This window comes from Gordonia sp. NPDC127522, from assembly GCF_042672305.1.
GTDB lineage: Bacteria > Actinomycetota > Actinomycetes > Mycobacteriales > Mycobacteriaceae > Gordonia > Gordonia hongkongensis.
The window spans coordinates 911,271-931,929 of the sequence record NZ_JBHXVK010000001.1 but is presented as its reverse complement, the minus strand read 5'-3'; the positions used below and the strand labels follow the sequence as shown (position 1 = coordinate 931,929).

At 67.7% G+C, this 20,659-nt stretch carries 16 protein-coding genes; 5 read left to right on the top strand and 11 right to left on the bottom strand.

The features are described from left to right. Window positions 1–64: 64 nt before the first annotated feature. The gene (locus tag ACFVHY_RS04265; RefSeq protein ID WP_390268711.1) at window positions 65–1,642 is read right to left on the bottom strand and encodes a carboxyl transferase domain-containing protein; all 1,578 of its coding nucleotides are present in this window, start codon (window positions 1,640–1,642) and stop codon (window positions 65–67) included. A gap of 224 nt (window positions 1,643–1,866) precedes the next feature. Between ACFVHY_RS04265 and ACFVHY_RS04260 the strand changes: the two genes are divergently transcribed. Next, window positions 1,867–5,439: an indolepyruvate ferredoxin oxidoreductase family protein gene (locus ACFVHY_RS04260; protein ID WP_390268708.1), complete on the top strand. Its 3,573-nt coding sequence runs from the start codon at window positions 1,867–1,869 to the stop codon at window positions 5,437–5,439. Window positions 5,440–5,712: 273 nt separating this feature from the next. Here the strand turns inward: ACFVHY_RS04260 and ACFVHY_RS04255 are convergent, their stop codons facing one another. After that, window positions 5,713–6,513 (bottom strand): SAM-dependent methyltransferase, encoded by an 801-nt coding sequence (locus ACFVHY_RS04255; RefSeq protein WP_390268705.1) that lies wholly within the window; start codon window positions 6,511–6,513, stop codon window positions 5,713–5,715. Further along, window positions 6,491–7,153: a DUF5336 domain-containing protein gene (locus ACFVHY_RS04250; protein WP_390268701.1), complete on the bottom strand. Its 663-nt coding sequence runs from the start codon at window positions 7,151–7,153 to the stop codon at window positions 6,491–6,493. Before ACFVHY_RS04250 ends, ACFVHY_RS04255 begins: the two co-directional genes overlap by 23 nt. Before the next feature lie 227 nt (window positions 7,154–7,380). On the opposite strand from ACFVHY_RS04250, the gene ACFVHY_RS04245 reads away from it, so the two are divergent. Further along, on the top strand, window positions 7,381–8,034 hold the full coding sequence (locus tag ACFVHY_RS04245) for a TetR/AcrR family transcriptional regulator (RefSeq protein ID WP_390268698.1): 654 nt from the start codon (window positions 7,381–7,383) through the stop codon (window positions 8,032–8,034). Window positions 8,035–8,049: 15 nt separating this feature from the next. Here the strand turns inward: ACFVHY_RS04245 and ACFVHY_RS04240 are convergent, their stop codons facing one another. The 3 genes from ACFVHY_RS04240 to ACFVHY_RS04230 form a co-directional block, all read right to left on the bottom strand. Continuing rightward, window positions 8,050–8,670: a nitroreductase family protein gene (locus tag ACFVHY_RS04240; protein ID WP_137808939.1), complete on the bottom strand. Its 621-nt coding sequence runs from the start codon at window positions 8,668–8,670 to the stop codon at window positions 8,050–8,052. A 73-nt stretch (window positions 8,671–8,743) separates the two neighbouring features. Continuing rightward, window positions 8,744–9,154 carry an NUDIX hydrolase gene (locus ACFVHY_RS04235; protein ID WP_390268695.1) on the bottom strand — a complete coding sequence of 137 codons (411 nt, stop codon included), beginning with the start codon at window positions 9,152–9,154 and terminating at the stop codon, window positions 8,744–8,746. Continuing rightward, complete coding sequence (locus tag ACFVHY_RS04230) at window positions 9,151–10,623, bottom strand: carboxyl transferase domain-containing protein (RefSeq protein WP_390268692.1); 1,473 nt, start codon at window positions 10,621–10,623, stop codon at window positions 9,151–9,153. Before ACFVHY_RS04230 ends, ACFVHY_RS04235 begins: the two co-directional genes overlap by 4 nt. Before the next feature lie 158 nt (window positions 10,624–10,781). Here ACFVHY_RS04230 and ACFVHY_RS04225 point away from each other — a divergent pair, with 158 nt between their 5' ends. Continuing rightward, window positions 10,782–11,246: an SRPBCC family protein gene (locus tag ACFVHY_RS04225; protein ID WP_390268689.1), complete on the top strand. Its 465-nt coding sequence runs from the start codon at window positions 10,782–10,784 to the stop codon at window positions 11,244–11,246. Here the strand turns inward: ACFVHY_RS04225 and ACFVHY_RS04220 are convergent. The 4 genes from ACFVHY_RS04220 to sucC form a co-directional block, all read right to left on the bottom strand. Continuing rightward, window positions 11,230–11,742 carry an RDD family protein gene (locus ACFVHY_RS04220; protein ID WP_058251542.1) on the bottom strand — a complete coding sequence of 171 codons (513 nt, stop codon included), beginning with the start codon at window positions 11,740–11,742 and terminating at the stop codon, window positions 11,230–11,232. The two genes, ACFVHY_RS04225 and ACFVHY_RS04220, sit on opposite strands and share 17 nt — an antisense overlap. After that, a complete protein-coding gene (locus ACFVHY_RS04215) occupies window positions 11,739–12,449 on the bottom strand; it encodes a hypothetical protein (RefSeq protein ID WP_390268686.1) in 711 nt (236 codons plus the stop codon). Before ACFVHY_RS04215 ends, ACFVHY_RS04220 begins: the two co-directional genes overlap by 4 nt. Window positions 12,450–12,542: 93 nt before the next feature. Beyond that, window positions 12,543–13,445: a succinate--CoA ligase subunit alpha gene (gene sucD / locus ACFVHY_RS04210; RefSeq protein ID WP_058251543.1), complete on the bottom strand. Its 903-nt coding sequence runs from the start codon at window positions 13,443–13,445 to the stop codon at window positions 12,543–12,545. A gap of 14 nt (window positions 13,446–13,459) precedes the next feature. Next, window positions 13,460–14,623, bottom strand: a complete 1,164-nt coding sequence (gene sucC, locus ACFVHY_RS04205) for an ADP-forming succinate--CoA ligase subunit beta (protein WP_010843609.1) — start codon at window positions 14,621–14,623, stop codon at window positions 13,460–13,462. 438 nt (window positions 14,624–15,061) lie between these two features. Here sucC and ACFVHY_RS04200 point away from each other — a divergent pair, with 438 nt between their 5' ends. Then, window positions 15,062–16,231, top strand: a complete 1,170-nt coding sequence (locus ACFVHY_RS04200; RefSeq protein WP_390268682.1) for a M23 family metallopeptidase — start codon at window positions 15,062–15,064, stop codon at window positions 16,229–16,231. Window positions 16,232–16,380: 149 nt separating this feature from the next. Here ACFVHY_RS04200 and ACFVHY_RS04195 read toward each other — a convergent pair whose 3' ends face one another. Beyond that, the gene (locus ACFVHY_RS04195) at window positions 16,381–18,882 is read right to left on the bottom strand and encodes a UvrD-helicase domain-containing protein (RefSeq protein ID WP_390268679.1); all 2,502 of its coding nucleotides are present in this window, start codon (window positions 18,880–18,882) and stop codon (window positions 16,381–16,383) included. Between the two features lie 217 nt (window positions 18,883–19,099). Here ACFVHY_RS04195 and ACFVHY_RS04190 point away from each other — a divergent pair, with 217 nt between their 5' ends. Further along, the gene (locus tag ACFVHY_RS04190; RefSeq protein WP_390268676.1) at window positions 19,100–20,656 is read left to right on the top strand and encodes a hypothetical protein; all 1,557 of its coding nucleotides are present in this window, start codon (window positions 19,100–19,102) and stop codon (window positions 20,654–20,656) included. Window positions 20,657–20,659: the final 3 nt, after the last annotated feature.

The window sequence follows — 20,659 nt, the reverse complement described above, 5'->3', positions numbered from 1 at the left end:
CTCGGGGTCGGCGGGACGGGGCGGTGTAGATCGGGTTCGGACTCGGCGACGTCGGCATCGGCGGTCACATCCGGAAGACGCCGTAGCGCGGATCGGCGAGCGGTGCGTAGCGGGCGGTCTCGAGAGCGAGGCCGAGCAGTGTCCGGGTCTGCGCGGGGTCGACGATGCCGTCGTCCCACAGCCGGGCCGTCGAGTAGTAGGCATCCGACTGTTGTTCGAACTGTTCGCGGATCGGGGCCTTGAACGCTTCCTCGTCCTCGGTGGACCATTCCGCGCCGGATCGCTCGATCTGGTTGCGTCGCACCGTTCCGAGGGTGTCGGCGGCCTGCGGTCCGCCCATGACCGAGATGCGGGCGTTGGGCCACATCCAGAGGAATCTGGGCGAGTAGGCGCGTCCGCACATCGAGTAGTTGCCCGCTCCGAAGGAGCCGCCGACCATGACGGTGAACTTGGGCACGCGTGCGCACGCCACGGCGTTGACCATCTTGGCCCCGTTCTTGGCGATGCCGCCCTGCTCGTAGGCCTTGCCGACCATGAACCCGGTGATGTTCTGCAGGAACAGCAACGGGATGCGGCGCTGGTCGCACAGTTCGATGAAATGAGCTCCCTTCAGGGCGGATTCGCTGAACAGGACACCGTTGTTGGCGACGATCCCCACCGGGTGACCGTGCAGGTGCGCGAACGCCGTCACCAGACTGGTGCCGTAGTTCGCCTTGAACTCGTTGTATTCTCCTCCGTCGCACAGGATTTCGATGACCGACCGGACGTCGTACGGAGTTCGCGGGTCGGTGGGCACCACGTCGTAGATGTCGGTCTGCGGCCGCACCGGCTCGCGGACCGGGATCGTCTCCCACTGTGGCGCCTCGCGGGGCCCGAGGGTCGCGACGATCTCGCGGACCTTGGCGAGCGCCTGCTGGTCGTTGTCGACGAGGTGGTCGGTGACACCGGAGACCGATGAGTGCATCGCACCACCGCCCAGGTCCTCGGCGGAGACATCTTCTCCGGTCGCCGCCTTCACCAGTGGCGGGCCCGCGAGGAAGATGGTGCCCTGATTGCGCACGATCACCGTCTCGTCGCTCATCGCCGGGACGTAGGCCCCGCCGGCGGTCGACGACCCGAGCACCGCGGCGATCTGCGGGATGCCGGCGGCGCTCATGGTCGCCTGATTGAAGAAGATCCGTCCGAAGTGATCCCGGTCGGGGAACACCTCGTCCTGCTGGAGCAACATCGCGCCGCCCGAGTCGACGAGGTAGATGCACGGGAGCCGGTTGGCCGCCGCGATCTCCTGCGCACGCAGATGCTTCTTGACCGTGACCGGGTAGTACGTGCCGCCGGAGACCGTGGCGTCGTTGGCGACGATCATGCACTCTCGACCCGCGACGCGCCCCACGCCGGCGATGACCCCGGCGGCGGGCACCTTGCCGCCGTACATCTTGAAGGCCGCGAGCGGGGCCACCTCGATGAACGGCGACCCGACGTCGAGCAGCCCGTCGACCCGGTCCCGCGGGAGCAACTTTCCGCGAGCGACGTGGCGATCACGAGCCTTCGCGCCGCCGCCGGCGGACACCTCTCGCAGGCGTTCGTCGAGCAGGTCGAGATTGCGCTGGTGTGCGGCCCGGAAGCCGTCGAGCGTGCTGGTCACCGTCGACCCTTCAGTTAGTGGCTATTAACTGAAAGTGATCGTACGCGATGAAGTGGCCCATGTCACGTCCCGGTTCATCCACCGCGTCGACATGACCTACGTGACGCGCATCACGTCTTCTCGTACTGTTGTGGCAGGCCCACCACCCCCGGGCCGACACAACCGATGCGCCGACACCCCGGAACCCCGGACCGGCCACCGCACATAGAAGGCCAGGTGACCCCATGACCCTCGCAGACGACCGCGCTCGCTCCGAGCACGTCCCGACCCCCGGCACGCCGCCCGAGACGGCAGCCACCGGGTTCTCGCTCGACGACCGCTACACCCGCGAGTCCGGCGACATCTACCTCACCGGCATCCAGGCCCTGGTACGCATGGTCCGCGACCGCGCTCGCGTCGACCGCCGTTCCGGCCTCCGGACGGCCTCGTTCATCTCCGGCTACGAGGGCTCGCCCCTCGCCGGTTACGATCTCGAACTCGCCCGACGGCGCGCGCATCTCGCCCCGTACGACGTCATCCACCGGCCCGGTCTCAACGAAGAGCTCGCCGCGACCTCGGTGATGGGTTCACAGCTCGCCGCACAGGTCATCGGCGGTGCCGAATTGACGCCGTCCGCGGACGGGCTCCCCCGCGACGGCGTCGTCGGATACTGGTACGGCAAGGCACCCGGTCTCGATCGCGCGACGGACGCCCTGCGGCACGCGAACCTCATCGGAACCCATTCCGCCGGCGGCGCGGTCGCGCTCGTCGGTGACGACCCGGGTGCGAAATCCTCGACGGTCCCGTGCGCGTCGGAGATGGCGCTGGCCGACCTCTACATCCCGATCCTCTATCCGGCCGATTCCCAGGACATCTTGGATCTCGGTGTCCATGCGGCGCTCATGAGTCGCACCAGCGGGGTCTGGACCTCGCTCAAGATCTCCGCGCACGTCGCGGACGGCGCGTCGACCGCACGCGTCGACCCGGACCGCATAGTGCCCGTCTACGGCGACCTCGGGACGAGCCCCCACGTGCCCAGCGGACGACTGCTCGGCGCCCATCTCATGGAACTCGAACAGAATCAGCTGACCACCCGGCTCCCGCGTGCGCAGGAGTACGCACGGCTCAACGGCCTCAACCGGATCGTGGTCTCGAGTCCCGACGACCGCATCGGCATCGTCGCCGCGGGAAAGACCTACCTCGATCTCCGGGAAGCATTGCGACTGATGCGGATCGACGACGAGGATCTGCGCCGGCTCGGAATCCGCATCCTCAAGCTCGGCATGGTCTACCCGATCGAGCGAGAGATCCTGAATCGCTTCATGTTCGACACCGCCACCGGCGATCTCGACGAGGTCATCGTGGTCGAGGAGAAGCGCGACTTCATCGAGACGATGATGCGCGACATCCTGTTCCGCCACCCGCGGGCCCCGCGCATCGTGGGGAAGGTGCACGAAGACGGATCAACCTTGTTCTCCCGCTTCGGCGAACTCGACGTCGACGCGGTGACCCGAGGACTCGCCGACCGTCTCGCCCGCCACGGGGTCGACGCCGCGCGGATCTGGCTCGACCGCAAAGCCGCTCGCCGCACCCGCATCGAACTCCCGCTGGCGGTGCGCACGCCGTACTTCTGCTCCGGCTGCCCCCACAACAGTTCGACGAAGGTCACCGAGAACACCCTGGTCGGCGCCGGCATCGGTTGTCACGCGATGGTGTTGCTGATGGATCCCCGGCAGGTCGGCGACATCGCCGGGGTCACCCAGATGGGCGGCGAGGGCGCGCAGTGGATCGGCATGGCCCCGTTCGTGTCCGCGGACCACTTCGTGCAGAACATCGGCGACGGCACCTTCTCGCATTCGGGGTCGCTGGCGTTGCGGGCGGCCGTGGCGTCGGGCGCGAACATAACCTACAAGCTGCTCTACAACGGCACCGTCGCGATGACCGGCGGACAGGATCCGGTGGGCGGGATGTCCCTGCCGCGGTTGACGTCACTGCTGCTCGACGAGGGCGTCAGTCGGGTCGTGGTCACCTCCGACGACCCGAAACGCGTTCGTACGCTGGGTCTCCCCGACACCGTCGAGGTTCGCCACCGCGATGACCTGCTCGAGGTACAGACCGAACTCGCGGGAGTCGCGGGCGTCACGGTGCTCGTCCACGATCAGCACTGCGCCGCCGAGAAGCGCCGCAAGCGCAAGCGCGGCGCCATGCCCACCCCCACTCGTCGCGTCGTGATCAACGAACGCATCTGCGAGGGGTGCGGCGACTGCGGCGAGAAGTCGAACTGCCTCTCGGTGCACCCGGTCCAGACCGAGTTCGGACGCAAGACGCGCATCGACCAGAGTTCGTGCAACCTCGACCTCTCCTGTCTCAAGGGCGACTGCCCGTCGTTCGTCACGGTCACCCCGGGCGCCGACCGCATCCGCACGCGCGCAGCCGATCTGGCGGACACCGTGTTGCCGATGCCCGCGATCCCCGCCATCCGCGACACCTTCTCCCTGCGCATCACAGGTGTCGGCGGTACCGGCGTGGTCACCGTGTCCCAGGTCCTGGCCACCGCAGCCGTCCTCGACGGCCGCTCGGCCCGGACCGTCGACATGACCGGGCTCGCGCAGAAGGGCGGCGCCGTGGTCAGCGACATCAAGGTGGCCCCGCATCCGCTGGAGCAGGCGGCGAAGGTGGCGTCCGAGGACTGCGACCTGTACCTCGTGTGCGATCCGCTGGTCGGCACCGACCCGGTCAACCTCAAGGTCACCGCTCCCGAGAAGACGGTCGCGATCGTCTCGACCACCCAGGTGCCGACCGGGTTGATGGTCATCGACACCTCGGTCGGGTTCCCGGCGGACTCCGCCGTCCACTCCGCGATCGACTCCCGGGTCGCGCGGACCGTGTACCTCGATTCGGGAGCGGTGTCGACAGCCCTGTTCGGCGACGAGCAGTACGCCAACATGCTGATGGTCGGTGCTGCGTATCAAGCCGGGGCGCTGGCCATCTCGGCGGAATCCATCGAGCGGGCGATCGAGCTCAACGGCGTGGCCGTGGACGCGAACGTCCAGGCGTTCCGGCGCGGCCGGCAGGTCGTGTCCGATCCCGACTCCGTGTCTCGCACCATCGACGGACTGCACGGTCGCGGGGTCGCCGAGATCGAACCGAGCCGCCACACCCTCGCGGTGGTCAGCGCGCTCGGGGATATCGACGCCGACCTCCGGCGCACCATCGCGATCCGGTACGACGAGCTGACCGCCCACTCCGACGAGAAATACGCGCGAACCTACCTCGACACGGTCGACCGCGTACGACGCGTCGCATCCGACCCCTCGCTCACCGCCGCCGTCGCCCGGAACCTGTTCAAGCTGATGGCCTACAAGGACGAATACGAGGTCGCCCGGCTCACCCAGGACCCGTCGTTCGCCGCGCGCATCGCCGACGAGTTCGGCGCCGACGCCGAGATCGCGGTACGCCTCCACCCGCCGACGCTGCGGAGTATGGGGATGCGCGAGAAGCTGACGCTCGGATCGTGGGCCGACACCCCGCTGAGCGCGCTCGCGAAGATGAAGCGCCTCCGGGGAACCCGACTGGACCCGTTCGGCCGCAGCGAGATCCGGCGTACCGAACGCGCGCTGATCGTCGAGTACCGGGAACTCGTCGACGCCGCGCTCGATGCGCTCGCGGGTGGGCGCATCGGCGCGGACCAGGTACCCGCGGTCGTCGACCTCGCGGAACTACCGGACATGGTCCGGGGTTACGAGGGGATCAAGATGGCCAACGTCGCGCGCTACCGGGAAGCGGTCGCACGGCAGCGGGAAATGCTGGGGATCTGAGGCTGAGCACCGGTCCGTGATCCGACACAACCTGAGAACAACTGTTCCCCAATCTGAACGAACCGCCAAACCACTGCCCCCTGAGGTGCGAGGAGCGATAGCGACGAGCCTCGAAGGGCTTGGTGAGATACCTTGCGAGGCCCTTCGTGGCTCGCTTCGCTCGCACCTCAGGGAGCAGTTAGGAGCGCTTCGCTCGCACCTCAGGGAGCAGTTAGGAGCGTTTCGCTCGCACCTCAGAGGCAGGTAGGAGCGCTTCGCTCATACCATCCGTCCTCAGCGTGCCCGCCGAAGACGCGCCACAGCGGTCTGGCCGTCGTCGCCCGGGACGACCTCGCACTCGTAATGCGCTCTGGCCGTCGGGGCGACGGCGACCAGGTCGTACTGGGCGGTGTTCATCTCGATCAGCAACTCGCCACCGACGGCGAGCCATCTCCGGGCGTCGGCGATCAAGGCCGTGATGTGGTCGAGGCCGTCCGGGCCACCGAGCAGTGCCCGGTGCGGTTCGTGATCCCGCGCCTCCGGCGCCAGCAGTCCGAGCGCCGAGTCGGGCACGTAGGGAGGTACTGCGGCGATCACGTCCAGACGGCCGCGTAGTGCTGCCGGCAGCGGGACGAGCCCGGCACCGAGGTGAATCCCGGTCCCGCCCGGCAGGTTTCGGCGCGCGAAGCCGAGCGCGGTGTCGTCGGCATCGACGACATGCAGTTCGACGCCGGGCACCGCGGCCGCAACACTCGCGGCGATGGGTGCGACACCACAGAACGCCTCGACTATGGTCGGCGACCGGCACGCATCTGCTGCGGCGATCGCGGTGCGCGCCAACAACAGGGAGCGCTGACGCGGCACGAAGACGCCGCGGCCGACCGCCAGCCGTAGGTCACCGAACCGCACCCAACCCACCAGATGCTCGATCGGATCGCCGGCCACGCGTCGGGCACACAGCGCGTCGAGTTCGGTTGCGTCGGTAATGTGTTCGCGAAGCAGCGCGGCTTCTTCTTCGGCGAAGACACATCCAGCACGACGTAGTAGGCCGACGATCGGATCGTCGGGGCCGTCATCCCCGGTTGGGCGAGTCATCCTTCTTCAGACCGTACAAGAAGGCCGCCGCGATGAGCAGCGCCACCTGCAAGAATCCCAGGATCAGCCCGACGATCGCACCGGCGCCGAGGTCGAGGAACGGCGGCGTGATCAGTGCTGCGGCGAACAGGGCCAGCCATGCGGCGACTCCGACGACCGCGAGGAACGGCAGCGCCTTGCGGTAGCTCGGAACCAGCACGAACGTCGCCGCGATGCCGACGACCCCGAGCAGGATGAAGAACTTGCCGGGGTTCAGGACGATCTCGTAGGAGAAGTACGCGGGTATACCGCCCTGCCCTTCCTCGAAATCCGTTCCCCAGCGGTTGAGTTCCTCCTCGGCGCCGACCCCGACCGAGATCCACCCGAGGAAGCCCATGAAGTACGTGACCACCCCCGCCACCGCGGAGGCCAGCGCGAAGATCACCGACAGGTCGGCACGCGGCCCGCGGGCCGGCTGTCCCCAACCGGGAGGCGGGTACGGCGCGCCGGTGTTCCACTGCTGAGGCGGAAGACTCCCGGTGCCGGGGTGCTGGACGTGGGCCGTCTGATCCTGGTTGCCGGCGAAGCCCCTGGTCTGCGGTGGGCCCTGCGGAACGCCTGACCACTGACCGCCGGGGTGCTGGGGTTCGCCTGGATTCACGATCCGCTCCTCGTCGCTGCTGCGGGACTCGGCCCGCCGCCCTTTCGGACTGTTCTGCGCCCGCCGTCCGGCGCGCGATCATGCGCAAGACTAAGCCCTTCCCGGCCTCGTGAGCACCGGCCGGCGCAGTTTTCATTCGACCGGGTCAACCACCCCCGTGATCCGCGCGCCGACGTGGGGCACGCTGCATCTCGTCCGCACGCGCGAACGCGTAGAGTTCGGGATCGATGTCCGCGACGCATGAACCGCGCGAGGACGAATCGGAGATCACGAATCGTCCGCCGACGCGCCGAACCCAGGCCAAGGCGGCCCGTCGTGCCGAATTGCTGTCCGCCGCCGCCCACCAGATGGCCGAGCGCGGATTCGCCGGCGTGCGACTGGAGGACATCGGACGAGCCGTCGGGGTGAGCGGCCCGGCCATGTACCGCCACTTCTCCTCCAAGACCGAGCTTCTCGACGAGATGCTCATCGACATCAGTCAGCGACTGCACGACGGCGGCAGCGAGGTCGCCGACCGCGGCGGCTCGCCGTCGGAAACCCTGGTCGCGCTCATCGGCTTTCACATCGACGTCCTCGTCACCCGTCCCGACCTCATCACGGTGCAGGATCGGGACCTGCCGTCGATGACCCCGGACGCCAATCACCGGGTCCGGCTGCTGCAGCGCCGTTACGTGGAACGGTGGGTGGACGTCCTCCTCGCGGTGATCGACGAGAACGGGGGCACACTCGACCGCGCGGAAGCCCGCGTGCGGGTCCACGCGATGTTCGGGTTGCTCAACTCGTCGCCTCGCCTGCCCGCGTTCGACCAGCACGGACTGCGCCGCCTCCTCACCGCGATGGCGCTGGCGGCACTCCGGTGTGAGGTGCCGGATCAGACGTGACCCGGCACCCCGCCCTCACCAGCCGTCGATGTGGAGGACCGAGTCGAGAGGTTTGCGCGGCGCGGGCTTGAAATCGGTGCCCTTGCTGTAGGCCACCGGCAGCAACACGCCCTGATGGATGTTGGCCGGGATGCCGAGGAGTTCGGCGACCTCCTTCTCGTAGTTCAGGTGGAGAGTCGTCCACGCCGATCCGAGGCCGCGGGCACGCAACGCCAACTGCAGGCTCCAGGCACCCGGCAGCAACGAGCCCCAGACGCCGGCCTGGTTACCCGCCGGCAGGTCGCCGCCGGTGTAGATTGCGCCGATGACGAGCACCGGGACCTGACCCATCGTGTCGGCGAGGTACTGGGCACTGGACGCGACGCGCTTGCCGGTCTCGTCCCGTGGAGCCTGGCCGGTGTAGTACTTGGCGAACGACTGTGCGTAGTAATCCGCGACCTTCTGCTTCAGCTCGGGATCGGTGAGCACGATCCAGTGCCAGGTCTGGCTGTTGCTGCCGGTCGGTGCCTGCAACGCGACCTCGAGCGCCTCCTTGACCACGTCGAGCGGCACGGGACGCTCGAAGTCGAGACGCTTGCGCACCGAGCGGGTGGTGGTGAGGAGTTGGTCAGGGTCCAGGGGCAGTAGATCGGTCATCCCTCCATCCTGCACAAAACCATGTCCGTGCACCACGTCGGCCCGCTGGGCCGGGAGCGTCGGCGGTGAGCCGTCAGGGCGACTCCGGCGGCAACACACCGGCCTGCTCCAGGTACTCCACCAAGCGGTTCGTGACCTTCGCCCGACGGACCTCGGCCGGTGTGAAGTACGCCGCGTCCGCGGCGTCGTCACCTGGACGTAGTTCCCCGGAACGGATCTCGGCACGGAAGTCGTGGACCTCATACACCCGTCCGTCGCCGACCGGGATCTCGAGTTGGATGGCCGGTTCGCCGACCGTCACCCGCAAACCGGTTTCCTCCTCGACCTCGCGGATCACCGCCTGCTCCAGCGACTCCCCGGGCTCCACCCGGCCGCCGGGGAGGCTCCAGTGCCCGGCCGACGGCTCGTTCCGCCTCAGGATCAACAGGATCCGCCCCGACTCGTCGGTGATGAGCGCCCCGACGGCGACGACGCGCGCGCTCATCGCGCGTCTTTCGTCGGCACGCGCGTTCGTGCCTCGTCGTCCGGAACCGGCGATCCCGCGAGGTACCGGCCGATCCAGTCGCGGATCGCCGACAGCGCTTCGTCGTCCGATCCGGCGTCGACGACGTGGTCGATCATGCCCTGCTCGGCCATGCGCCCGGCGAGAATGCCCTGCCGCGAGGCCATCTCACCGGCATGGTCGAGATCACGGTGCACGATGAGACTCGCTCCCTCGGGCGGCAACGGCGAGAGCCAGGCGTCGGCGCGCGCGACCCGCACGTCGGCGGGGAACAGCGCGAGCGCGGCGCCGCCCGCACCCTGCCCGAGGAGGACCGAGACCGTCGGCACGCGCACACTGAGCAATTCGACTGTGCAGCGCGCTATCTGCGCCGCGAGGCCACCCTCCTCGGCGACGACCGACAGTTCCGCGCCCGGGGTGTCGATCACGGTGACCACCGGGAGTCCGAGGTCGCCGGCCGCCATGATCGCCCGCCGCGCCTCGCGCAGATGTCGCGGCCCCGGGAGGTCGCCCGCCGCCTGTGACGTCCGGTCGTAGCCGACGACCAACGCGACCCGACCGTCGAAGTCGCTGAGCGAGAAGCGCAGTGGCCCGGCATCCGACAGTGGCGCCGAATCCCCGCCGGCCAGGAACTCGACCAGGCCCGCGCGTCCGGCCTCGCGGGTGGCGAGCACACAGGCCCAGGTGTCCTCCGGCTCCCCCGACTGCGTGCGCTGCGGACCTACCGTCACCGAGTCGTCCGACGACGGCCGGTCACGCGCGTCGAGCAGTCGCAGCACCGCGGCCAGCCGGGCCGGCAGATCGACGGGATCGACCACGTCGTCGACAACCGTTGTGCGGACCAGATTCTCCGCGGTCTGGACATCGGCCGGAAAGGGCTCCCCGTACAGGCCTTCGTAGACGCGCGGCCCGAGAAAACCGATGAGCGCTCCGGGTTCCGCCCAGGTGATGTGGCCGAGCGAACCCCACGACGCGAACACGCCACCCGTGGTCGGATGACGCAGGTACACCAGGTAGGGCAGGCCGGCGGCCTTGTGGTCGGTCACGGCACCCGTGATGGCAACCATCTGCAGGAACGCCGCGGTTCCCTCCTGCATCCGGGTGCCTCCGGAGGCGGGAAACGCCAGCAGCGGAAGTCGTTCGCGTGTCGCGCGTCGGACCGCTGCGACGATCCGGGCCCCCGCATCGCGCCCGATCGACCCGCCGAGGAACTCGAATTCCCCCAGCACGATCGCCACTCGCCGGCCGCCGATCGCGCCGGCGCCGGTGGTGACCGATTCGTCCGAACCGCTCTTTCGGCGTGCCCGGTCGAGCTCGATGGCATAGGTGTCGTCCGCACCATCGGACGTCGTGGCCGGCTCACCGACCGGCGCATCCCACGATTCCCACATATCGTCGTCGACGATCATCACGCGCAGGTCTGTCGCCGTCAGCCGTGCCCGCTCACCCATGCCTCACACCGTATCCCGCCGCGGCCGGGCGGCTCCGGCCTGACGTCGACACCCTCCGCGACGCCCCGACGCGATGATTTCCGTCGGCGCCCGGTGTCATACTCTCGTCAGCCCGACACCCGTTCCGTACCACCGACCGATCTCTTCCGGGGGCCCGCATGTCCGACACCTTCCGCATCACCCGATCCACCATCGTCGACGCACCACCTACTGCGGTGCTGCCGTACCTGATCGACTTCCACCAGTGGGTGCACTGGTCGCCGTGGGAAGGAGTCGACCCCGACATGACGCGCGACTACTCCGGTGCGGAATCCGGTGTCGGGGCGAAGTACGCATGGTCGGGCAACAAGAAGGCCGGTCGCGGCGCCATGAAGATCACGCGCGTCGACGAGCCGCGCGAGGTCGAGGTGCACCTGGCCTTCGAGAAGCCGATGAAGGCCACCAACACCGTCACCTTCGAACTCGCGCCGGAGGGACAGGCGACGCGGGTGTCCTGGACGATGGTCGGCGCACAGACGTTGTTCAGCCGCGTGGCAGGGTTCTTCGGCATCTTCGACAAGATGCTGGGCAAGGACTTCGAGAAGGGACTGACTCAGCTCAAGGCGGTCAGCGAGAGTAGATGACCCGGGTGCGCAGGAGGACGTCGGCCACGGACCGACGACGCCGGTCGACGACCACCCACACCAGACCGATCGCGAAGAACGTACAGAGCAGGGCGCGCAGCACCGCGATGGTCGGCCGGATGCGTGCACCCTCCGAGTTGACCACCCGCAGGCCCATCACGACCGACCCGAGGGTGCGTCCGGAGACCTCCCAGCACGTCGCGAGGTAGAGCACCGCCACCAGCACGAAGCCGGTCGTGGTGAAGACCAGATTGACCTCCGGCAACGAGAATTCGCTGACCGAGAGCACGAACTTCATCAGGGACAGGCCCGCATAGGCGGCACCGAGGATCGTCCACACGACGAGGAGGTCGAGGAACGAGGCGACACCCCGGCTCACGATGCCCGCGTTCTTGTCCCGGTCCTGCACCGCATGGGCCTTGTGCACGGGCGGCAGACCGGGCGTCGTCGGGGACGAGTTCTGCAGCGGCTCTGTCGGTTTCGGTTCCGCGGTCATCGTGGCCCCTCCTCATCGGGAGCTGCCTCGATGGCCGCGGCACCGCGGCGACGCAGAAATCGATTGACCGCGTTGGCCACCGCGTCATCGGCACGTTCGCTGGTGCTGCGCACGTCGGTCATCACATCGGCGGTCACCGAGGTGCTCGCCTCCCGGATGATGTCGGGGAGATCGACGCCGTCGATGATCTCCTCGGCGAGCCCGATCAGATCGACCCGCCCGAGGATGGCGTCGATGTCGATCCGCGCGGCGATCGCGTCGATGTCGATTCCGGTGGCGACGGAGTCGAGATCGACCTTGCCGATCACCGTGTCGAGGTCCACCAGATCGATCGCCGCCATCAGATCCACTTGTGCGACAGCCCGATCGAGATCGACCGTGGTGATCACCTCGTCGATGTCGATGAGTGCGAGGACCTCGCCGATGAGGCGTTTCAGGTCGACGTGGGTGAGGACGAGGTCGGTGAGGTCGACCTCCTCGACCAATGCGTCGACGACCTCACGGATGACGACTCCCAGAACGACTCGCGTCGTCGAGACCACCACGGTGACAGCGGTGTCGGCGGCCTCGGCCAGCCGCGCACGGACGGACCCGATGACCCCGCCCGCGAGGGGTAGACGTTCCGCGACGTCGACCACCACCCCGGCGAACCGCATCGACTCCCCTGCCAGCTGGGAGATCGCGCCGCGTCGCGCCGGGGAGTTCACCGACGAATTATCGCACGCGCCGATCCGGTCGGTCGGCCCACGAAAAAACCCGAGCGGGCAGACCCGCTCGGGTTCTTCGGTTCTCGCGGCTTCTTACAGTGCCTCGTAGAGCTCCCGCGCCAGCGCGGCGGTCTCGGACGGCGTCTTGCCGACCTTGACGCCCGCAGCCTCGAGGGCTTCCTTCTTGCCCTGCGCGGTGCCCGCACCGCCGGAGACGATGGCGCCGGCATGGCCCATGGTCTTGCCCTCGGGGGCGGTGAAGCCCGCGACATAGCCGACGACCGGCTTGGTCACGTTGGCCTTGATGTATTCGCCGGCCTTCTCCTCGGCGTCGCCGCCGATCTCACCGATCATCACGATCAGCTTGGTCTCGGGATCCTTCTCGAACGCCTCGATGGCGTCGATGTGGGTGGTGCCGATGACCGGGTCGCCGCCGATGCCGATGGCGGTCGAGAAGCCGAGATCGCGCAGCTCGTACATCATCTGGTAGGTCAGGGTGCCCGACTTGGAGACCAGACCGATCGGACCCTTGCCGGTGATGTTGTTCGGCGTGATGCCCACCAGCGCCTCACCCGGGGTGATGATGCCGGGACAGTTGGGGCCGATGATGCGGGTCTTCTCGCCCTTCTCCACGTTGTAGGCCCACGCGTAGGCGGAGTCCTGCACCGGGATGCCCTCGGTGATGACCACGAGCAGCGGGATCTCCGCGTCGATGGCCTCGATGATGGCGTCCTTGGAGAACTTCGGCGGCACGAAGGCGATCGAGGTGTCGGCCCCGGTCTCCTTCATGGCCTCGGCGACCGATGCGAACACCGGCAGCTCGACGTTGTTGCCGTCGGCGTCGACGTGCGACACGGTGGTGCCGGCCTTGCGCGCGTTGACACCGCCGACGATGTTGGTGCCGGCCTTGAGCATCAGAGCGGTGTGCTTGGTGCCCTCACCGCCGGTGATGCCCTGGACGATGACCTTGTTGTCTTTGTTCAGAAAGATCGACATATTCCGTGGCTCCCTTACTTGCTCGCCAGCTCGGCGGCCTTGTCGGCGCCCGAGTCCATGGTTTCGGCGAGCGTGACCAACGGGTGGTTCGCATCGGCCAGGATCTTGCGGCCTTCGTCGACCTTGTTGCCGTCGAGGCGGACGACCAGCGGCTTGTTGGCGTCGGACCCCAGCTTCTCGAGAGCACCGACGATGCCGTTGGCGACGGCGTCACATGCGGTGATGCCACCGAAGACGTTGACGAAGACGCTCTTGACCTGCTCGTCGCCGAGGATGACGTCGAGGCCGGCAGCCATGACCTCGGCCGAGGCGCCGCCGCCGATGTCGAGGAAGTTCGCGGGCTTCACGTTGTTGTGCTTCTCACCGGCGTAGGCGACCACGTCGAGGGTCGACATGACCAGGCCCGCGCCGTTGCCGATGATGCCGACCTCGCCGTCGAGCTTGACGTAGTTGAGGTCGTTCTCCTTGGCCTTGAGCTCCAGGGGATCGGTGGCGTCGCGATCCTCGAACTCCTCGTGGCCGGGCTGACGGAAGTCGGCGTTGGCATCGAGGGTGACCTTGCCGTCGAGGGCGAGGATCTGATCGTCCGGAGTGCGGACGAGCGGGTTGACCTCGACCAGGGTGGCGTCCTCCTTGACGAAGACCTCCCAGAGCTTCGCGATGGTGACCGCTGCGGCGTCGAGCACCTCGGCAGGCAGATGGCCCTGCTCGGCGATCGAGCGCGCGGTTTCCAGATCGACACCTTTCACGGCATCGACGGCGACCCGCGCGAGGCGCTCGGGCTTGGTCGCCGCGACCTCTTCGATCTCCATACCGCCCTCGACCGAGCACATGGCCAGGTAGGAGCGGTTGGTGCGATCGAGCAGGAAGGAGATGTAGTACTCCTCCGCGATGTCGCTGGCCTCGGCGACCAGCAGCTTCTTGACGACGTGGCCCTTGATGTCGAGGCCAAGGATGTTGGAAGCGTGGGACTGCGCGTCGTCCGGGGTCGCGGCGTACTTGACGCCGCCTGCCTTGCCACGCCCGCCGGTCTTGACCTGCGCCTTGATCATCACGGGCTTGCCGATTTCCTCGGCGATCGCCCGCGCATCGGCGGCATCATCGGTCACCCGACCGGGTGTGGTGGGAACCCCGTGCTTGGCGAACAGTTCCTTCGCCTGGTATTCGAAGAGATCCATTCAGCTCACCATCTCGTAGATTTGCCCGCGCAAGGGTGTAATGCGGGCCATATCGGACTTTAAACCTGTCGGGAATCGCCACCCCGCGCGCACCCTGCGCTTGTGCGACAGATCACTCGCTCGGTCGGTTCTCACATTATTGACGTCGTGACGTGAGGTCCACAGCGTCGGTCCGACCCCATGAACTGCGACGACCGCAGAATCCATCGGCGCGCGGTCTTCACAGGTTGAATTTGCTGTAGTGAACAGAAAATCCGGCAATTTCCATACTTGGCGACCAGTCATGTGACTCAGCTCACAATATGCCGGTTTGTCGCTTTCTACGGTTGGACTTGCCGCAATCATTTCGTTACCGTCGGCTCTCAGCGGTGGTCACAGAAGTATTACGGACGGTGACTTCGATCCGCCGGCGACGAGATGCGGTAGCGAAGAGATGAGGTGGACGATTTGGCGGGACTCGGTGTCTCACGCGGATCGGGCCGCGTCCGATCGGGCGGGTTGATCGATGACGTCACAGCGGAAGAGATGACCACGATCATCCCCATTGTCGACACCGACGATGCGGCCGGGTACGACCTCACCGACTACGAGTTCGACTTCGCAGACTCCGATTCCTCCACTCGCGAGCACTCCGACGCCGGCTGGACGCCGTCGTCGTGGCAGGGCTACTACCGTCCCACCCGTTCGGAGATCACTCAGGACATCCTGATCCCCGAGCACGAGTTCGATCAGTACGAGCACGACGAGCCGTTCGACGTCGAGGGCGCCGAGCTCGACAGCTTCGACGGGGGCGAACTCCGTTCGCTCGACGACGACGATCTCGATGACGACACCGAGCATCGCCCCTTCCGGACGAATCCGGCCGGACAACGGGTCCGACGTGGCGGCAAGCACCGCATCGCGGCGCCGCCGAACGCCCTCAAGGGCGGACGCGCAGCTCTCATCGCCATGGCCGCCGGCGCGGCCGTCGCCGCGGTCGCTCAGGTCGGCACGAACGACGAGGCGCCCGCACCCGTGAACGCCGCGGCCGTCAACGACGCCACCGCCCCGGGCGCCGCACCCGTGGAACTGGGCCCCGGTGTCGCTGCTGCGACCGCACAGACCGACCAGATGAACGTCTTCACCAACCAGCTGGGTGTGGGCGCCAAGATGGCGGCGGACCAGGATCGTCGCGAGGCCCTGGCCCGGCGCCCGCTCTTCACCTCGCCGATCCCGCTCGGCAGCTACGACTTCACCTCCGCCTTTGCGATGCGCTGGGGCACCATGCACGGCGGCATCGACATGGCCGCTCCCCTCGGCACCCCGATCCACGCCGCCACCGACGGTGTCGTGATCAAGGCCGAGCCCGCGTCGGGATACGGCCACTGGGTTCAGATCGAAGCGGCCGACGGCACGATCACCATGTATGGCCACATGGCCTCCTCGGGCGTCCTGGTCACCGAAGGCCAGCGCGTCACCGCCGGCGACGTCATCGCCCTGGTGGGCAACGAGGGCTTCTCGTTCGGCCCGCACCTGCACTTCGAGGTGTGGAAGAACGGCAACACCAAGATCGACCCCGTGCCCTGGCTCGCCGCCAAGGGCGTAAAGCTCTCTGGTTACACCGGCTAATCGCAGCCCGACCATTCGCTCCGCGAGCGTCCGCTCCCCGCGGAGCGCCCAAGATTCTCTGCTCCCTCATCCGATGGAAGCGACCCCATTGCTCCCTGAGGTGTGAGGAGCGATAGCGACGAGCCACGAAGGGCCCGCCGCGCGCGCCCCTAGAGCTTGTCCCCGGGAATCCCGCCCGCGGTGAGAAGTGTGACGCGTCCCGCGCTGCCGCCGTAGTCGATGGTGACGCGTTCGGTGGCGCCACTGCCCTCCTTGGCCACGACCTTGCCCATGCCGTACTTCGGATGGTTGTGTCGGTCGCCGATGTCGAGCTGAACCTGCTTGTTGCGTCCGCGTGCCGGATCCGACGAGTACGACGACCGGCCACGGCCCATCGACGAACCACCCGAACCGGAGAATGCCCCGTCGCGGCCGAACACGCCGCCCGACGATCCGCCGAAGCCGCGCATCGAGCGCTTGGGTTCGGTTCGGCGCCAGTCGACGAGATGTTGCGGGATCTCTTGCAGGAAACGGGATTCCGGGTTCGACACCGGTTGCCCCCAGGAAGCGCGGGTGACCGACCGGGTGAGGTACAGACGCTGCTTGGCGCGGGTGATCCCGACGTAGGCCAGGCGCCGTTCCTCGCTCAGCTCGGCCGGGTCGCCGAGCGCACGCATGTGCGGGAAATGGCCGTCCTCCCAACCGGTGACGAAGACGACCGGGAACTCGAGGCCCTTGGCGGTGTGCAGGGTCATCATCGTGACCACGCCCTCACCCTCATCGGGCACCTGGTCGGCGTCGGCGACGAGTGAGACCCGCTCGAGAAACGCTGCGAGCGAACCGGGTTCGGGCTCGCCCTCGCGGTCCACCTCGTCCTCGGGGTCGTCGGCATCGGCGTCGACCTGCGCGGCGTCGGCGCTGAATTCCCGTGCCACGGCGACGAGTTCGTTGATGTTGTCGAGGCGTGCGCCGTCCTGCGGATCGTTGGACGCCTCGAGTTCGGCGCGGTAGCCGGTGCGCTCGACGATCGCGTCGACGAGTTCACCGATGTCGGCCGACTCCTCGGTGGCATCGAGGAAGGCCACATCCGCGTCCTCCGTGCCGGCCTCGCCGAAGTGGGTCAGGAAGTCCGACCGCAGCCCTTCGATGAGTTCGACGAACCCGCCGATCTGCTTGACCGCCCGTGTGTTGAGCAATGCGACCTTGCCCTCGGCCGCGTCCATCAGCGACTCGTAGAAGCTCCGTCCGGTGTTCTCCGAATGCACGGCGACGCAGGCTTCCGCGCGATCACCGATGCCGCGCCGAGGCGTGTTGAGAATCCGGCGCAGGCTGACCGAGTCGTCGGGGTTGGCGACCACCCGCAGGTAGGCCACCACATCCCGCACTTCTTTGCGCTCGTAGAACTTGGTGCCGCCGACGACCTTGTACGGAATCCCGTGCCGGACGAACACCTCCTCGATCGCACGCGAACCGGTGTTGGTGCGGTAGAACACCGCGATGTCGGAGTATTTGTGACTCGACGACCCGCCGATCGAGTAGTCGGTGAGTTCCTCGATCTCCTTGGCGATGAACGTCGACTCGTCGCGGTCGGAGTCGGCGACGTAGCCGACGATGAGTTCGCCGTCACCGGAGTCGGTCCACAACTTCTTCTCGCGCCGGTTGGAGTTGCGCGCGATGACGGCGTTGGCCGCCGACAGGATCGTTTGCGTCGACCGGTAGTTCTGTTCGAGCAGAACGGTTTCGGCGGACGGGAAGTCGCGTTCGAACTCCTCGATGTTGCGAATGGTGGCGCCGCGGAAGGCGTAGATGGACTGGTCGGCGTCGCCGACGACGCACAGCTCCGACGGCTCGAGACCACTCGCGGTGGTCTGCTCCCCCACCAGTTCGCGGATGAGCACGTACTGCGCGTGGTTGGTGTCCTGGTACTCGTCGACGAGGACGTGACGGAACCGGCGCCGGTAATACTCCGCGACCTGGGGATGCCGATGTAGCAGAGCGACGGTCTCCCCGATCAGATCGTCGAAGTCGAAGGCGTTTGCGGCGCGCAGACGGCGCTGGTACTCGGCGTAGATCTGCGCGATCGTCGTCGACGTCGGGTCGTCCTCGGGCGCCGCGGCCAGCGCCTCGTCGGGCGAGATGAGTTCGTTCTTGAAGTTCGACACGGCCACCGAAACGCCGCGCGGGCTGAACTTCTTGGGGTCGAGGTCGAGGTCACGGATGACCATGCCGAACAACCGCTTCGAGTCGTCGGCGTCGTAGATGGAGAAGTTGGAGTTCATCTTCTCCAGCAACCCCGACTGCGCCCGGAGGATGCGCACGCATGTGGAGTGGAAGGTCGAGACCCACATGTAGGCGGCGCGGGGGCCGACGAGGTCGATGACCCGCTCGCGCATCTCCGCGGCGGCCTTGTTGGTGAAGGTGATGGCCAGGATCTGCCCGGGCGTGACGTCCCGCGCGGCGAGCAGGTAGGCGATCCGGCGGGTCAGCACCGCCGTCTTGCCCGAGCCCGCGCCCGCCACGATCAGCAACGGCGCGCCGGCGTGGAGCACCGCGGCGCGCTGTTGCGGGTTGAGACCGTCGAGCAGGCGCGCGACCCGGTCGTCGGCGGCCGCACCCGAGGGAGCGGCGCCCGCGCGACCGGCGAGAAGAGGGGCAGAAGAAGAGCTGTTCATCGGTTGTCCAGGTTACCCGCCACCGCCGACAGACCCCCGTCGGCCGGTCCGCTCCACCCCGGCACGTGGTCGACCGAACAGCCGACCGGCCCCGTGGGTTGAGGCCCCGATCGCCGTGTCCCGCGGCTAATATGACGCGGTATCACCGGCTCGGGGTGCCCTGTCTGCGAACAACTCGCACGCGGCGACGACGCCCCGGCGAGCAGGAAGAGGCGCCATGAAAAGACCGTCCATCGTCCCCGCCGCCATCGCCCTCGGTGTCGGAGCACTGGCCCTCGTCATCGCGCTCGTCCTGTCGTTCGTCCCGTTCAGCAGCGCCGGCACCGTGGAGCCCACCCCCGCCTTCCGTGCGCAGAAGAGCCTCGACGAGGTGCTGTTCAAGATGGCGACCAGCCCGGCGGCGAAGTTCACCGGCAAGGTCACCTACAAATACGACGACGAGCGCGGCGAAGGGACGGTCGAATTCGACGACCTGATCGTCACCACGTCGAACACCGCCGAGGGCACGATCACCCTGGGCTCACAGCAGGGCGAGTACCGGCAGATCGGCAACAGCCCGTTCCTCAGCGCCCCCGGCGCCCTGTGGGACGAACTCCTCGTCGACGCCGAGAAGACGAATCTCGACGCCGCCCCGCTCGACAACAAGTGGGCCTCCACCCGCTTCACCAGCCTGCCGCGCCTGGGCACGATCCTCGGCCCGGACAACCTCGCCGGCGACATCGGCAACATCGAGAACGGCGACGCGCCGCAGCTCGGGGCCGAGCTCCCGGCGCCCAACAAGGGCACCCCCGACGCCCGGCGCTGGCCCACCACCGACCCGCCGATCGAGTTCGTCGGCGACGACAAGGTGAAGATCGGAGCGTGGGAGGTCACCTTCGACCCGGAGACGAAGAACGTCACGAACGTCAAGGGTCAGAGCGTGCAGGGCCCGGTCACCTACGACATCGACGCCGCGGTCAGCCTGCAGCCGGCCGACCAGGCCCAGAAGGTGTTCGCGAACCAGCGTGCACTCGTCTCGGATCTGCTGTCGGTGCCCGCCCCCGGCCTCTGGATGGAGCAGCCGGTGGTGTCCTCGCGCCAGACGGGTGCATGCACCACCTCGTCCTGCGCCTTCGACTACACCGTGCAGGGCAGCCCGTACGCCGACGACGTCCGCGGCCACTTCAACTACGGCCTGACGCTGAACTTCGCGGTCGGCAACCGCCCGCCCGGCGCCGTCGGCGGTGAGTGCAAGGTGGTCCTGCGCGTCGACTTCGGACGCAACGGAACCACCCGCTGCGCGGCGACCAACCTCCCGCCGGACACCAACATCGCGTCGCGGTACACCTTCACCTATCTCGCCTTCATCGACGCGACCACAGACGAACTGAACGATCTCATCGACAACAACGAGAAGCAGACCAACACCGAGATCGTCTACGTCCGCACCGGGAACAAGGAACCGGCACAGGCCCGGTTCGGCTCGGGTGTGACCGGCCTGCCGAGCTACTACGCGATCAAGCGCGGCGACTACGTCTTCGACGGCATCGGCACCGACGGCAACATGCACATCACCTTCGGTGAGGGGTATCAGGACCACATCGTCGGCGGCACCTTCGATCCGTCCTGGGAAGGCACCGAGGTGCTCCGCAAGCAGATGGAGCAGCAGGTCGCTGCGGCGGGCGACGCGCAGGTCGTCTACTTCGTCGCCGAGGAGGAGACCGCGTCGGCGCTGCGGGCCCTCATCGCCGCGGAGAACCAGAGCGACAACATCTCCGCGTTCTACTACGACTAGAAC